We start from the raw sequence: 14905 nt of genomic DNA, 5'->3' as shown, positions 1-14905 counted from the left end.
ACTCCCCTCACTCCACCGGGTGACCCGACCAGCCACGCCCTCCGCAGGCGCTCTGCCCGGGGACCGTCCGCAACCGTTGGGTCGGGGAGGTTTCTGGCCGCCATTGGGGTGGGTTGTACGCCCGGATCAGGCTATTGGTCTCCCCGGTTGGGTGGGCCGCTGGATGGTCCGGGTAGCTCGGATGCAGTGGGGGTGCCGGGCGTGGTGGATCGGGTGGGTCGGCCGGCTCGGCTAGGCATGTTCGGGGTGCTGGTCGGGCTGGAGTGGCTGGGCGGGGTGGGTATGCGGCGGAGGCGGGAGTGGGCGATGGTCAGGGCTTCTTCGGTGGGGGGTGGATGGTGGAGGTGGGTGGCCAGGAGGTGGGCTGAGGTGGTGAGGAGCCAGATGATGGCGGTGGTTAGGGCGAGGGTGGGGCCGGGGCCTGGCCAGGTGTCGGTCAGTTGCTCGAGGTCGCGGGCCTGCCAGCAGCCGGCGAGGTAGATGAGGGTGATGACGCCGGTGATCGCCGCAGCGGCTTGGGATTTCGGGCCGGGCGGCAGGGCGAGGGTGACGATGGTGGCGAGCAGGCCGGCTGACCAGGTGAGGGCGAGGGTCGGTTGGGTCTCGATGCCGAGTTGCCACACGGACAGACCTAGGCGGCGGCTGAACGTCCAGGGGAGTAGCAGCGTGACACCGGTCGCGATGGCTGCAAGCAGCATCGCCAGGGCGAACCATCGATGTTGCTGAGCGCCAAGTTCGCGCTCCAGGGCGTCGAGCTTCGGTGGGAGTTGCTCATCGGGCGGCAGTTCGGTCATCGCGGATCCAGCCGGGCAATATCGTTGCCCAAGGCAAAGAATAGTGAGCGGCCGATGACGGTGACCTCGTCGGCCGCCTGCGGTACTCCTTGGGCCGGTCCGGCGATCGTCGTGATTCGCCCAGGACCGTCGACGCGCACCAGATGGCTGCCGTCGTACCCCCAGAGCTTCCCGTCCGGACCCGCGAACCAGTTGCCGTCCGTGGTCCACTGGCTCGGCGCGACGCTGGTCGACGAGATCGGCCAGCCCGTGGTGGCTCCACCGAACAGCGCAGTGGTTCGCCCGCTCCGGCTCACCAGCACCAGCCGCTCGTCGAGCACCATCGCCGCATCCCCAGAACTCAACTGAACCAGCCCGTCCGGCCGCAGCCCACCGGCGACCTTGACCCGGCTGACCTGCTCGCCCGGCCCGTAGAAGTTGTACAGGTTCCCACCGATCGCAGTGACGAGCCGATCCCCAGCAGCGGCCGCGAACTCACCCCGCTGGTTGGGCAGCTCAGGCGCAGGGTCTCGCACGACCTTGGTCGACCCACCCACCAGATGAACGCCGATCTCGTTGGACGCCTTGCCCGGGCCACTCGTAGTCCACCAGACGCCGCCCAGGCCGTCCGGAGCCCACGCATGCGCCGCAATAGGCAGTCGAACCTGCACCAGCCGCCCATGCCCGTCCAGACCCAGCTGAGTCGCCGTCCCCGTCGCCACCTTCCCCGGCGGATCCACAGCAGGCACGACCGGCACCACGGTCGCCTTGTACGCCGTACTCCCACGAGCCGGCGTCCGTCGGTCGCACCGGGCGTCTGGCTCGGGTGCAGCCGGATACGACTCAGCAGCATCGGCCGCACCCGTGATCTCAAGGACCTGGTCGCCCCCACCCGGCGACGTCCCCAGCAACACCGACCCATCCGGCCGTGCCTCGATGCTGTCGACTCCAGCAGCTCCACCCGGCAGCAGTCGCAGCACGCCGTCTGGCGTGACCACTGCGGTCGGCGAACCACCACCGAGCCACACGTTGCCGCGGACATCGACAGCGAAGGCCTCGACTGTCAACGACGAGCTGGCCGCGTCTCTGCTCAGCGAGCAGGCAGCAGGAGCGACACCAGTGAGCTGCTGCGCCATAGAAGAGCCGGGCCGCAGCAGAGCCAGGCCCGTCCAACTGGTTCGCCAAGCAGTAGTGCCGTCAGGCCCGGTAGACACCGCGTTGCCGGGTGCGCCGGGTCCTGGGTCCACCACGTAGGCGCTGAGATCCAGACCGGGACGCAAGCGATCGGCTGGGATCTGCCAGGTGGTGGTGCCTCCCCAGATGACGATCGACCGGTCCGCGTTGCGATGCGTGAGTGCAGGGCCTTGGCCGGTCGCCAAGACGTCGACGTCGGGCGTCACGTAGTACGTGTTGTCGGGGTTCTTGTGGCTCAGGCTCACATCAGCAGCCACTAGCGTCAGTGGGACGGCGAGGATCGCCCAGGGTCGACTGCCTGCTCCGCCAGCGAGCATGACCATCTTGTCGTCCTCGACGCCGAGCAATGCGGGTGGTGTCACACCGTGGCTCAAGGTGACGCGAGGGAACGCCACCCCGTCGCGGTACTCGAACAGGGTCGACCCTTCCGAACCAGTACGGCCCAGAAGCCATTGACCCGGTCCGCCGTCCAACCGTCCCGCGATCGAGTCCAGCGGGTCCGACGTACCGATGGCGACGCGCATGCCGAGCCGGTCGACCAGTTGCCCGCCCTGCAGGTCCAGCAGTCGATGCGGAATCCCTGCAAACGCTAGGGGTTTGTACTCCGGTGCTGCTGTCGCTGGCGCGAGTACTCCAGCCGTTACGCCAACAGCCCCGGCTAGCAAGACAGCAAGCAGTTCGCGTCGGCGAGCTTGTGCGCCAAGGCCTAGCAGCACCACACCAGATGCAAGTGCGAGCCAGGCGCCGATCCCTGGGCGATAGCCCACGCCGTCGGACAGTTGGTCCGGTAGTTGGACCAGTGCCGAGAGGACGCCGGCTACTGCGAGAGCGCCGGCTAGTGCGGACGCAGGCCGGAGCACGGGCAGGTAGCGCGCTATGGATGCGCCGAGCACGGCCACGGCGGTTAGGGCGAGTAGGGCGGCCCACGTTTCGGCGTACGGGATCTCCCAGAGCTGGACGCGGATCATGCCGGCCTCTGCGCCGGCCGGGCCGAGGGCTACGGGATCGAGCAGTTCGCGCCAAGGGAGGACGGTTGAAAGAAGGAGGATCGCGGCCAGCGAGCCGGCCAGGACGGGGGCGACGACAGGGCGGGAGACCGGCCGAGACTCGGTCGAAGAGGTCAATTCGACGAAGATTGCTCGCAATTCGGACTGATCGAGACTTTCTTCCGACGAGTTTTCGCGGCCTTCCGAAGGGCTGCCGAGCAGTGGTGAAACAGTTGGCGAACAGGTCGCCCAATAGGCGGCGATGACCGCGGCCAAGGCGGCGGAGACGAGGAAACCGATCACAGCCGGTGAAGTGCCGCAGCCCGATCGGCCCTGCCAGGCAAGGCCGCTCCATGCGGTCGCGGCGACGGCAGCAACCGCCACGGCACCCCATCCGCGGACCTGTCGGCGAAGGACGATTCTGTCCGCAGACAAGCGATCCGCGAGTACCAGCGCGATCAGCGTGAGGGGTAGGGCCAGCGCCGCGCCGCGACCGCTTACGGGCTGGGTCGTCGCGCGCCAGAGGTAACAGCCTGTGCTCGCGCTGCCCGGCAACAGGACGGCCACCGTGCAGACCACTGAGAGACACGCGAGGGTTACACCTTGCCACTGGGTTCGTCGTAAGGTCCTTCGGTGTGCCAGCTCCTCCGTGCGGAGCAGGGCCGCCGCGGCCTTCGATTCGGTGGGAAGATCGCGCAGCGGCATGAAGGAAAGTTAACCCGTCACCCGAACTCGCTCGTTGTAGCTACGTGACCACGGCTTTGGGACCCGGACTGTTGGAGAGGGGGCCGGAGATGGAATCATCTCGTCGCATGGACGCACCGCGTCTGCCGCTGACCCAGGAACCGGTCCCCGACGCCGGTTCCTTTGGCGTGCGGCAAGCGGGCGGCGTGCTGGAGCGCGCACAGCGGATCGCGGACACCCTGCGCGAGCAGGCGGAGTACGAGAACGACACCGCGCTGGAAGAGGCGGAGCGGATCCGCGCCGAGGCCGAGCGGGTGAAGGCCGAGGCCGAGCGGCATGCGCAGGAGCTACGCGCGGCGGCTGAGGAGGAGACGCAGGCACTGCGCGCGGAGGCCGAGCAGGCGGTCCAGAAGCTGCGCTCCGATGCTCACTCCGGAGCCCAGCGCTTGCTCAGCGATGCCGAGCGCGCCGCCGAGCAACTCCGGAGCGAGTCCGAGGCCGAGGCCCACCGGGTCCGTACCGAAGCCCAGGCTCTGGCCGAACGCCTGGAGCAGGAGTCCACTGCCGCAGCCGAGACACTTCGGGCCGAGTCGACGGCAGCGGCCGAGTTGTTGCGGTCCGAGTCGACTGAGGCCGCCGGCAAGCTGCTGGCCGACTCGAAGGCTGAGGCCGAGCGGCTCCGTTCCGAGGCGGCTGCTGAAGCGGCGCGAGTCCGTGGCGATTCGACTGCCGAGGCCGAGCGGATTCTTGGCGAGGCCCAGGCCGCGGCCGAGCGACTGACAGCAGAGTCGACCGAGGCCGCCGAGCGGTTGCGGGCCGAGTCGACGGCTGAGGCCGAGCGGGTACGGGCCGAGGCGACCGCGATTGCCGAGCGGCTGAAGGCCGAGTCGGAGGCTGCTGCCGAGGAACTGCGCAGCACGGTCGACTCCGAGGTGGCTCAGCGCCGGATCGAGGTCAAGGCGGCCGCGGAACAGTTGCACACCGAGTCGCACGCCGCGGCCGACCGGTTGCGCGAGGAGTCGCAGGCGGCGGCGGATCGGCGGATCGCCGCGGCCGAGGCGGAGGCCGCGCGGCTGAAGGAAGAAGCCGACGAGATCGTCGAGGAGGCCAAGCAGGCCCGCGAGGCGGCCGCTGCGGCAGTCGAGCGCGCGAGCCGCGAGGCGCAGCAGCTCGTCGCCGACGCCGGCGAGCAGGCCGCGCTCGTTTCGCAGGCAGCGGTTCGCAACGAGGCCGAGCTGATCGCCCGGGCCGAGTCGGAGGCGATCGCCCTGCGGACCACGGTCGAGCGCGAGGCGGAGGCGGCCAGGGAGAAGTCCCGGGCGCAGATCGCCGCCGCGCATGCCGAGATCGAGCGCCTGCGCGGTGAGAACCGGACCGAGCTCGAGCGCCGGACCGCCGAGCTCGAGGAGACCGAGCGCGCCAAGATGGCCGCCATCTCGCTCGAGATCGACAAGCTGCGCGCCGCCGCGGTCGAGGAGATCGCCGCGAAGAGGGCCGAGGCCGAAGAGGCCAACGAGCGGCTGATGGCCGACGCGCGAGCGCAGGCCAAGCTGGTCGTCGACAGTATCGAGGCGGATCGGCGTACGGCGTCGGCCGAGGCGCAGCGGATCGTCGAGGACGCGAACAAGGCGGCCGAGACCGCGCTCGCCGAGGCCGAGAAGCAGACGGCCTGGAGCAAGAAGACCGTCGACGACCTGGTCGCCACCGCCGAGCAGGAGGCCCGGGGGATCCGCGACCGGGCGGCGATCGAGGTCGCCGAGCTGGCCCGCGCCAAGCGCGCGCATCTGCGCCGTGTGGTCAGCCGCTCGACCAGCCGGCTCAAGGAGACCCAGGCCGCGATCGCCAAGGAGAACGCGGAGCTGACCGCGCTCGCCGAGAAGACGCTCGCGTCGGCCAACCAGCAGGCCGAGGCGACGCTCGCCAGTGTCACCCAGCAGGCCGACAAGGTGACCGCGCAGGCGCAGGCGAAGGCCGACCGGCTGAAGGCCAACGCCGAGGTCGAGGCCAAGGAGATCATCACCCGCGCCAACCGCCGCGAGGCCGAGGCGAAGGTCAGCACGCAGGTACTCCGCGAGCAGGCCGCCAACGATCTGGCCAACGCGCAGCGTCAGTCGCACGAGCTGATCCGCAAGGCCCGTGCCGAGGCCCAGGGCCTCGAGGCGCAGGCCCGCGAGCACTCCGACGAGCTGCGCCAGCAGGCCCGAAAACTTCTCGCCGACGCCGAGGCGAGGGTCGCGGCGCTGAACCAGCGCCGCGACGAGATCACCAAGGAGCTCACCCAGCTTTCGGGTGTGATCGAGGCACTCGCTATCCCTGGGTTCCACGCAGGTGGTGGAATGTCCGGTAGCGAGGGTTCCACGGGGGAATCAGGATGAGGACGTGACAGTCAGATCCTTGTCAGTGACAATGTGTGATCCACCCACCCACCGAAGTGAGCATCAGAAGACATGAGCAGTGAATCCCCAACCCCGTTCCGCACCGTTCTGCGTGGCTACGAGCCTGCCCAGGTGGACCAGCACGTTCGTGAGCTGACCACCTCGCTGACCGCACTGCAGCAGCAGTCGGAGCAGCTGCAGCGCCACGTTCAGGAGCTGCAGTCCCGGACGGACGCGGCCGAGTCGGCCGTCATCACCGCCCAGGAGGACAACAAGGACCGCACGCCCACCTTCACCGAGTTCGGTGAGCGGGTCGCCAAGATCCTGTCGCTGGCCGACGACGAGGCCCGCGATCTGGTAACCCGGGCCCGCACCGACGCCGACGCGATCGTCGCCGACGCCGACGTGCACGCCAAGAAGGTCCGCAAGGAGGCCGAGCAGTACTCGCTGGACTGGAAGAGCGAGGTCGACGCCGAGGCTGCCCGCATCCTCGAGGAGGCCCGCACCCAGGCCGACGACATGCGCGACGAGGCCGAGCGCGACGCGACCGCGCGCCGCAGCGAGGCGCAGGCGCTGTACGAGCAGGAGCGCGCCAAGTCCGCTCAGGCGGCGGCTGCCTTCGAGACCACCCTGGCCGAGCGCCGGGGCAAGGTCGAGCAGGAGTTCGCGGCCCGGACGGCACTGGCCGAGCAGCAGCTGGCGGCGGTCACCGACCGTGCGGCCCAGGTGCAGCGCGAAGCCGACCGGTCCCGGTCCGAGGCGGAGCGCCTGGCCCAGCAGCAGCTGGCCGACGCCAACCGTCAGGCGCAGGAGATCGTCGCGGCCGCGAAGGACAAGTCCGAGCGGATCCGCGCCGAGTCCGAGCGCGAGCTGGCCGCCGCGACCCAGCGTCGCGACAGCATCAACGCGCAGCTGACCAACGTCCGGCAGATGCTGGCCACGTTGTCCGGCAGCCCGGCGATGCCGCTGGACCTGCTCACCGACGACGCCGACGAGGCGACGGCGAACAGCAGCAAGAAGAACTGATCACCACCTGTACGACCTGCTGAGGCCGGCCCGACCCCGGGCCGGCCATCGGCACCCCGCCCGATCGGCAGCAGCCGCTCGGGCTTTTGCGATGGCTCACCCGGCCTGGGTTGTTGGTGCCGGCCGGGTGCCACCCGGGTTAGCTCGCTTCGCGAGCAGCTGGCGTGGGCTGGGTCAGGCCGGGAGGCGGTAGCTGTTGTTGGCTACCGGGTCGACCAGGCCGTCGGCAACCAGGCCGTCGAGGGCTCGTTCGCGTTGGATCTGCTCTGGCCAGCACGCATCCAGTTCGCTCTTCGGGACCGGGCCCTGCGCAGCACGCAGCACTGCGAGCAGTCGGCCACGCACCTGGCGATCCGTACCTTCGTAGGTCTGGCCCTTGCGGGGTGGGCCGTCGTAGGGCGGGCTGCCCGCCAGCACCCAAGCGCAGTTGCTCTGGATCGGGCAGGCGGCGCATCGCGGGGTTCGGGCGGTGCAGATGAGGGCGCCTAGCTCCATTGTGGCTATGGCCCAGCGGGCGGCTGTCGGCTCGTCGGCGGGCAGTGCGGAGACAGCTAGCCGCAGGTCGGCCGCAGTGGGCGAGATGGTCGGCTGAGCCGACCCGGTGATGGCCCGGGCGAAGACTCGGCGCACGTTGGTGTCCACCACCGCATGGCGCTGCCCATACGCGAACGACGCGATCGCAGCCGCCGTGTACGTCCCCACCCCCGGCAGTGCGAGTAGTGCCGCGTGGTCATCCGGTACTACGCCCCCGTGCTCCTCCACGATCGCCTTAGCCGCCGCATGGAGCCGCAGGGCCCTCCGTGGGTACCCCAGACGGTCCCAAGCCCGCACAGCCTCACCTGGAGCCTCCGCGGCGAGGTCAGCCGGCTTCGGCCAGCGCTGCATCCACCGCTCGTACGCAGGGAGCACCCGGGCGACCGGTGTCTGCTGCAGCATGAACTCGCTGACCATCACCGCCCAGGCACCGGCATCGGGCTCGCGCCAGGGCAGGGTGCGGGCGTTCTCGGCGTACCAGTCGAGGATCGGCTCGTGCAGGGCTGAGGCTGAGCGGGCCGCCGGAGCCGACGAGGCTGAGCGTGGCGTGCGGGCTGGTGTGTGGGGGAGCGGCGAGTCTGACATGTCGGGCACAATCCTGACATTAAGGTTCGAACATGAGCAGCCTGCTCCGACCGGTCGGGCATCTGCCCGCCAGCGTGTACTGGTTCCGGCGCGCACTTGTGCTCGCCGTACTGGTGGCGCTGCTCTTCGTCCTGGTCCGGGTGCTCGGCGGTGGCGACGACCCCAAGAACTCAGCGGCCACGGACCCCGGCCAGAACCCGACATCGGCCCCGACCGTCGTCCCCACGCAGACACCCAGCTCGAAGACGTCAGAGTCCAAGAAGGCGACGGAGACGTCGACCAAGACTCCGAAGGACGTCACCTGCACCGGCCGGGACGTGCGGATCGAGGTCGTACCGGCCACCCGGACGCTCACCTCGGGCAACTCGATGAACCTGGTGATCCAGCTGAGCGCCGTCCGCGAGGAGTGCCGGGTCGCCGTCGACCCGACCGTACTGTCGCTGACGATCACCTCCGGCAAGGACCAGATCTGGACCACGGAGCACTGCGAGAAGGTGGTTCCGCGAGCCATCCTGATCCTTGCCAAGGGCAAGCAATCGACGGTGACCATCCCGTGGGACGGCCGCCGGTCGCGCCCCGGCTGCCTGCCCGGACAGCTGCAGGCCAAGCCGGGAACCTATGTGGCCAAGGCGGTCTACGACGGGAACGCCTCGGCCCTCCAGGCCTTCACGATCGTCTAGCAGTCCCTGTTGCAGAAGGGATGTCGGCCGGCTTGTTCATGAAGGCCGGCTTGGCGAAGAGCAGTGACGCGGCGAGTCCGATCAGCAGAACAGCAGCCGGCAGCATGATCGATTGCGCCATCGAGTCGCTGAAGCCCTGCCGTAGCGCCTCGGGCAGCTTGCCTGCACCTTCGACCGCAGTCCCTTGCAGTGCAGGGAGATTGCTGGCCAGACGCGACTCCATCAGTACGGCGATGCCCGCGCTGCCCAGCACCGCACCAACCTGCCGCGTGGTGTTGTAGACGCCCGCGCCCGCACCGGCCTGATGCATCGGCAGGTTACGAGTCGCAGTGCTGCCCAGCGGCGCCCACATGAAGCCGTTGGCGACACCGAGCAACGCGATCGGCAGCAGTAGCTTCCAGATCGCCACGTCCGGCTCGATCACCTGGCTGAGCCAGAAGAGCGAGACCGAGCAGCACAGCAGGCCGAAGCCGGCCAGGTACCGCGGGTGGGTCTTGTCCGTCAGGCGTCCCACGAACGGTGCGAGCAGGCCGGAGATGACCGCCATCGGCACGAGCAGCAGCGCCGACCGGGTCGGGCTCAGGCCGCGCACGCTCTGGGCGTACAGCATCAGCGGGAACGTCATCGCGGTGATCGCGAAGCCGACGGTGGTGATCGCGGTGTTGGCCAGCGAGAAGTTGCGGTCCTTGAACAGCGACAGCGGCAGCAGCGGCTCGCCCTTGTTCTTCGCCTGCCAGAACAGGAAGATCCCGATCACCAGCAGGCCGACGATGATCAGGCCCCAGACCGAGATCGGTCCGCTGATCTGACCCCAGTCGTACTTCTGGCCCTCCTGGATGCCGAACACCAGGCAGAACAGGCCGATCGAGGACAGCGCGACGCCGACCAGGTCGAACCTGTGCTCGTGCGTCGGCAGGTCCGGGACGAGCCGCCAGGCCAGCACGAAACCGAGGACGCCGATCGGCGCGTTGATGAAGAAGATCCACTGCCAGCCGAGCCCGTCGACGAGCACGCCGCCGAGGATCGGGCCGACCAGCGTCGCGACGCCGGCGGTGGCGCCCCACAGGCTCATCGCCTTGCCGCGCTCGTTCGCCGGGAAGATCCGGGTGATCACCGCCATCGTCTGCGGCGTCATCATCGACGCGCCCAGTCCCTGGAAGACCCGGGCGATGATCAGCATCTCGATCGAGTTGGTCAGCCCGCACCAGACCGACGCGAGGGTGAACAGGGTCAGGCCGGCCAGGTAGAGCTTCTTCGGCCCGATCCGGTCACCGAGCCGGCCGGTGATCAGCAGCGGCACGGCGTAGGCGAGCAGGTAGGCGCTCGTCACCCAGACGACGTTGCCGACGTCGGTGTGCAGGTCGGTCAGGATCGAGGGGGTCGCCACCGAGACGATGGTGGAGTCGACCAGGATCATGAAGAAGCCCAGTACCAGCGCCCACAACGCCGGCCACGGCCGGACGTCGGGTGTCACTTGTTCTTGCGGTGTTGCCATGAAAGATCCTTGCTCTCGATCCGTTGGAGAAGCGTGGTCAGCCAGTCCCGCTCGGCGGCGAGCACGGCCCGGTTGTAGCCCGCGGCGAGCCAGAACGGCTCGGGCACCTGCCGCTCGGTCACGTCCGCGATCGCGGACTCGACCTCGGCGAGCTGCTCCTCGATCTCGCACAGCCGGCGCCGGAAGCGTTCCGCGGCGTCCTTCACTTCGAGGTTGTGCGCCTCGCTCAGCACGACGGGGAACAGTGGGTACTCGTACTCGTAGGTCTCGATCCCGGTCCGGACGCGCTCCTCGAGCGCCTCCCGGCCGGCGGCGGTGATCTCGTACGTCGTCCGCTCGGGGCGGTTCCCGGCCCGTTCGGTGCCGGTCGCGCGGACGAGTTCCTGGCCGGTCAGCCGCTCGACGGTGTGGTAGAGCGAACCGGGCTTGACCTTGATCAGCCGGTCGTTCCGCCGGTGCAGCAGCAGTTGGTACATCTCGTAGGCGTGCATCCGGCGCTCGACCAGCAACGCCAGCACCGCGATCGCCAGTGGCGTCAGGGAGGCCAAATCGCCCACTCCGATCATTCCGTGCGAACTATTCCACGTGGAGTATTACTCGCCGAGAGGTGCTCAGGCAAGTCCCCTACGGGCAGCACAAAGAGACGCGGCGCCGGCTGATGGGTCAGCCGGCGCCGCGTTACGTAGTACAGGAAGAGCGTCTAGACGTAGCGCTCCAGGATGCTGGACTCGGCGAGGCGGGACAGGCCCTCACGGACCGTGCGGGCGCGGTTCTCGCCGACGCCGTCGACGGTCTGCAGGTCGTCGATGCTGGCGGCGAGCAGCTTCTGCAGGTGGCCGAAGTGCTCGATCAGGCGATCGATGACCGCGCCGGGGAGGCGCGGCACCTTGGCCAGCAGGCGGTAGCCGCGCGGGGTGACGGCCGCGTCGAGCTGCTCGGCGCCACCGAGCTGCAGGGCGCGCGCGACCTGGCCGATGTCGAGCAGGTCGGTCGGGCTGACCGCGTCGAGCTCGAGCAGGACGTCCTCGGCCGTCTTCGGGCGGCGGCCGGCCGCGGGCGGCAGGTAGTCGCGGACGACGAGCTCGCGCTCACCGGCGACACCGGCGACGAGCTCGTTGAGCTGCAGAGTGAGCAGCCGGCCGTCGGTGCCGAGCTCGACGACGTACCCGTCGATCTCGGTGGCGATCCGGCGGACCATCTCCAGCCGCTGGGCGACCGCGGCGACATCGCGAACCGTGACCAGGTCCTCGATCTCGAGCGCGGACAGCGTGCCGGAGACCTCGTCGAGGCGCAGCTTGTAGCGCTCGAGGGTGGCCAGCGCCTGGTTCGCCCGGGACAGGATGGCGCCGGAGTCCTCGAGCACGTAGCGCTGGTCGTCGACGTACAAGGCGATGATGTGCATCGACTGGGAGACCGAGATGACCGGGAAGCCGGTCTGCCGGGCCACCCGGTCGGCGGTGCGGTGCCGGGTGCCGGTCTCCTCGGTGTGGATGGACGGGTCCGGCATCAGGTGGACGGCGGCGCGCAGCATCCGGGACATGTCGCGGTCGAGGATGATCGCGCCGTCCATCTTGCTCAGCTCGCGCAGGCCGGTCGCGGTGAACTCGACCTCGATCTCGAAGCCGCCGGTGGAGATGGAGTCGACCACCTTGTCCTGGCCGAGCACCAGCAGGGCACCGGTCCGGCCCCGCAGGATCCGTTCCAGGCCTTCACGCAGTTCGGTACCGGGCGCCACGGCGGCGAGGGTCGCGCGCATCCGGGCGTCGGTGCTGTTCTTGTCGGAATTCGGGGCCACGGTCCCTGAGTCTATGCGGCTGCGCGCCGTACTGTGACCGACCCACCAGCTTTGCGGGCCGGTGGGCTCCGGCGATTCGGTCGCGTTTGCAAACGCACGTGCATCGCATCGTGCAACCGCATCGTGCAGTGGTCGGCTGAGCGTCGTTTCGGTACCCGGCGGGGCCGGAAGGTGATCGGGGGCGGTGTTCGATCACCGATCGGATAACAGCTGAAGCAACTCCCGGTGTACCGCGTGTCGCTGCTGCCGGGCCGGTACTACGGGCAGCGGATGATCTGTCCGGCGTACGAGAGGCCGCCGCCGAACCCGAACAGCAGCACCGGCGCACCGGCCGGAATCTCGCGCCGCTCGACCAGCTTCGACAACGCGATCGGGATGCTCGCGGCCGAGGTGTTGCCGGACTCGATCACGTCGCGGGCGATCACCGCGTTGACCGCGCCGAGGCGCTTGGCCAGCGGCTCGATGATCCGCAGGTTGGCCTGGTGGAGGACGACACCGCCGAGCTCCTCGGGGGTGACTCCGCCCTTCTCGCAGACCTGCCGGGCGATCACCGGGAGCTGGGTGGTGGTCCAGCGGAAGACGCTCTGGCCTTCTTGGGCGAACTTGCCGTCGCGGCCCTCGATCCGGACCGCGTCGGACATCTCCGGGACCGAGCCCCAGACGACCGGGCCGATCTCCGGCTCGTCGCTGGCGACCAGGACGGCCGCGCCGGCGCCGTCGCCGATCAGCACGCAGGTGGTCCGGTCGGTCCAGTCGGTGAAGTCGCTCAGCTTCTCGACGCCGATCACGATCGCCTTGGAGGCGGCGCCCGCGCGGATAGCGTGGTCGGCCGTGGCGAGCGCGTGGCTGAAGCCGGAGCAGGCGGTGTTCACGTCGAGCGCGGCCGGGCTGCCGAGGCCGAGGCGGGCGGCGACCCGGGCGGCGATGTTGGGGGAGCGGTCGATCGCCGTACAGGTCGCGACGACGACCAGGTCGATCTCGGCGAGGTCGATGCCGGCGTTGGCGACGGCCTTCTCGGCGGCGCGCCAGGCCATCTCGTCGACCTGCTCGTCCGGCGCCGCGATCCGGCGTTCCTTGATCCCGACCCGGCTCTGGATCCACTCGTCGTTGGTCTCCACCATGGTGGACAGCTCGGCGTTGGTGAGCACCCGCTCGGGTTGGTAATGGCCGAGGGCGACAACTCTGGAACCGGTCATCTCGCGTGCTCCTCCGGGAGGGGGACGGCCTGGGGCGGTGGCCGTTTGGGGTGGGGGCACCCTCAGAATACGTTCCTTACTACTGGTGCGTAGATACCCGTCTCACGCTCATGCCCCCGCTGTGAACTGGACCACAGGGTCCAGCCCCGGTGGTCAGGTGAGGCCGGCGGCGGTGAGGGCGGCGCGGATGTCGCCGGCTGCGAACGTGCGCAGGCCGTACTTGGCCTCGATGTCCATCGGCTTGGACTCCTTGGAGCGGTTCGGCACGTCGGCCGGGATGATCGCCTTGGTGAAGCCGAGCCGGGCGGCCTCGGCCAGCCGCTTCTCCAGCCCGCCGACGCGGCGCACCTCGCCGGCCAGGCCGACCTCGCCGATCGCGATCAGGCCGGGGTGGATCGGCTTGTCCATCACCGACGACGCAACCGAGATGGCGACCGCGAGGTCCGCGACGGGCTCGGTGATCTTCACTCCGCCGACGGTCGCGACGTACACCTCCTGGTCGGTCAGCTTCAGCCCCGCGCGGTTGCCCAGCACCGCGAGCACCATCGCCACCCGCGACGACTCGAGCCCTGACGTCGTACGCCGTGGTTGTGGTGCCGCCGACGGCCCGACCAGAGCCTGTACTTCGGCCAGCAATGGCCGGCGTCCTTCCATCATCACGGTCACGCAGGTGCCGGCGACCGGCTCGGCGTGCTCGGACACGAACAGGCCGGTCGGGTCGCTCACCTCGACGATGCCGGTGTCGACCATGTCGAAGCAGCCGACCTCGTCGGACGGGCCGAACCGGTTCTTGGTCGCCCGCACCATCCGGAACCCGGAGTGCCGGTCGCCGTCGAACGCCAGCACCACGTCGACCAGGTGCTCCAGCATCCGTGGTCCGGCGATCGCGCCGTCCTTCGTCACGTGCCCGACCAGGACGACGGCGATGTTCCGCTCCTTCGCCAGCCGGACGAGTGCGCCCGTCACCTCGCGGACCTGGGTGACACCGCCTGGCGCGCCGTCGACCTCGGGGTGCGCCATCGTCTGCACGGAGTCGATCACCAGGAAGGTCGGGTCGACGGCGTCCACTTGGCCGACGACCGCTCCGAGGTCTGTCTCGGCCGCGAGGTACAGCTCGTCCACCAACGCGTCCGTACGTCCTGCCCGGAGCCGGACCTGGGCTGCGGACTCCTCGCCGGACACGTACAACGTGCGTTGTCCTCGCCGCGCCGACTGCGCCGCCACCTCCAGCAAAAGCGTCGACTTGCCAACACCCGGCTCGCCCGCGAGCAGAATCACTGCCCCCGGCACAACCCCGCCGCCAAGCACCCGATCCAGCTCACCGATCCCTGTCGGCCGAGACTCCGCCTCAACCGCCGACACCTTCCCGATCGGCATCGCCGGCGACGACACGGGCCCCGCAGTAATCCGAGCAGCCTTGGGCGCCCCGACCTCGGCCACCGTCCCCCACGCCTGACACTCCCCGCACCGCCCGATCCAGCGCGCGGTAGTCCACCCACACTCACTACACGCGAACGGCGATTTCCCCGCCGCCTTCGACCTGGCCGACCCCGCTGCCTTCACCATGCGGCCCAACCTAATT

11 protein-coding genes are annotated in these 14905 nt (G+C 69.5%); 3 read left to right on the top strand and 8 right to left on the bottom strand.

The features are described 5' to 3' along the window. Positions 1-131 precede the first annotated feature (131 nt). The gene (locus ABD768_RS13020) at positions 132-794 is read right to left on the bottom strand and encodes a hypothetical protein (RefSeq protein WP_344840562.1); all 663 of its coding nucleotides are present in this window, start codon (positions 792-794) and stop codon (positions 132-134) included. Then, complete coding sequence (locus ABD768_RS13015) at positions 791-3091, bottom strand: hypothetical protein (RefSeq protein ID WP_344840561.1); 2301 nt, start codon at positions 3089-3091, stop codon at positions 791-793. The genes ABD768_RS13020 and ABD768_RS13015 overlap by 4 nt, the downstream gene beginning before the upstream one ends. A 674-nt stretch (positions 3092-3765) precedes the next feature. On the opposite strand from ABD768_RS13015, the gene ABD768_RS13010 reads away from it, so the two are divergent. Both ABD768_RS13010 and ABD768_RS13005 read left to right on the top strand, forming a co-directional pair. Then, entirely contained in the window at positions 3766-6012 is a 2247-nt protein-coding gene (locus ABD768_RS13010; protein ID WP_344840559.1) for a kinetoplast-associated-like protein, read from the top strand. Between the two features lie 72 nt (positions 6013-6084). Then, complete coding sequence (locus ABD768_RS13005; protein WP_270135943.1) at positions 6085-7038, top strand: DivIVA domain-containing protein; 954 nt, start codon at positions 6085-6087, stop codon at positions 7036-7038. A gap of 174 nt (positions 7039-7212) precedes the next feature. Here ABD768_RS13005 and ABD768_RS13000 read toward each other — a convergent pair whose 3' ends face one another. Beyond that, entirely contained in the window at positions 7213-8157 is a 945-nt protein-coding gene (locus ABD768_RS13000) for an HhH-GPD family protein (protein WP_344840558.1), read from the bottom strand. A gap of 32 nt (positions 8158-8189) precedes the next feature. Here ABD768_RS13000 and ABD768_RS12995 point away from each other — a divergent pair, with 32 nt between their 5' ends. Then, a complete protein-coding gene (locus tag ABD768_RS12995) occupies positions 8190-8837 on the top strand; it encodes a hypothetical protein (protein ID WP_344840556.1) in 648 nt (215 codons plus the stop codon). Here ABD768_RS12995 and ABD768_RS12990 read toward each other — a convergent pair. From ABD768_RS12990 to radA, 5 genes are all read right to left on the bottom strand, one after another. Beyond that, complete coding sequence (locus ABD768_RS12990) at positions 8824-10332, bottom strand: DHA2 family efflux MFS transporter permease subunit (RefSeq protein ID WP_343975519.1); 1509 nt, start codon at positions 10330-10332, stop codon at positions 8824-8826. The genes ABD768_RS12995 and ABD768_RS12990 overlap by 14 nt on opposite strands. Next, positions 10308-10889 carry a PadR family transcriptional regulator gene (locus ABD768_RS12985; protein ID WP_344840555.1) on the bottom strand — a complete coding sequence of 194 codons (582 nt, stop codon included), beginning with the start codon at positions 10887-10889 and terminating at the stop codon, positions 10308-10310. The genes ABD768_RS12990 and ABD768_RS12985 overlap by 25 nt, the downstream gene beginning before the upstream one ends. A 143-nt stretch (positions 10890-11032) precedes the next feature. Next, positions 11033-12127: a DNA integrity scanning diadenylate cyclase DisA gene (disA, locus tag ABD768_RS12980; protein WP_343975525.1), complete on the bottom strand. Its 1095-nt coding sequence runs from the start codon at positions 12125-12127 to the stop codon at positions 11033-11035. 257 nt (positions 12128-12384) lie between these two features. Further along, positions 12385-13323, bottom strand: coding sequence for a beta-ketoacyl-ACP synthase III (locus ABD768_RS12975; RefSeq protein ID WP_344840553.1), 939 nt, complete (start codon positions 13321-13323; stop codon positions 12385-12387). A 153-nt stretch (positions 13324-13476) separates the two neighbouring features. Beyond that, a complete protein-coding gene (gene radA, locus ABD768_RS12970) occupies positions 13477-14889 on the bottom strand; it encodes a DNA repair protein RadA (RefSeq protein ID WP_343975531.1) in 1413 nt (470 codons plus the stop codon). Between the last annotated feature and the right edge of the window lie 16 nt (positions 14890-14905).

Origin of the sequence: Kribbella ginsengisoli, assembly GCF_039537185.1 — a bacterium.
In the GTDB taxonomy this organism is placed as follows: domain Bacteria; phylum Actinomycetota; class Actinomycetes; order Propionibacteriales; family Kribbellaceae; genus Kribbella; species Kribbella koreensis.
This window is presented reverse-complemented; position numbering and strand designations above follow the sequence as displayed.

Coding starts and splice junctions, on each gene's coding strand:
- ABD768_RS13020 (WP_344840562.1), bottom strand. CDS start 794: ATGACCGAACTGCCGCCCGATGAGCAACTCCCACCGAAGCTCGACGCC.
- ABD768_RS13010 (WP_344840559.1), top strand. CDS start 3,766: ATGGACGCACCGCGTCTGCCGCTGACCCAGGAACCGGTCCCCGACGCC.
- ABD768_RS13005 (WP_270135943.1), top strand. CDS start 6,085: ATGAGCAGTGAATCCCCAACCCCGTTCCGCACCGTTCTGCGTGGCTAC.
- ABD768_RS13000 (WP_344840558.1), bottom strand. CDS start 8,157: ATGTCAGACTCGCCGCTCCCCCACACACCAGCCCGCACGCCACGCTCA.
- ABD768_RS12995 (WP_344840556.1), top strand. CDS start 8,190: ATGAGCAGCCTGCTCCGACCGGTCGGGCATCTGCCCGCCAGCGTGTAC.
- ABD768_RS12990 (WP_343975519.1), bottom strand. CDS start 10,332: ATGGCAACACCGCAAGAACAAGTGACACCCGACGTCCGGCCGTGGCCG.
- ABD768_RS12975 (WP_344840553.1), bottom strand. CDS start 13,323: ATGACCGGTTCCAGAGTTGTCGCCCTCGGCCATTACCAACCCGAGCGG.
- radA (WP_343975531.1), bottom strand. CDS start 14,889: ATGGTGAAGGCAGCGGGGTCGGCCAGGTCGAAGGCGGCGGGGAAATCG.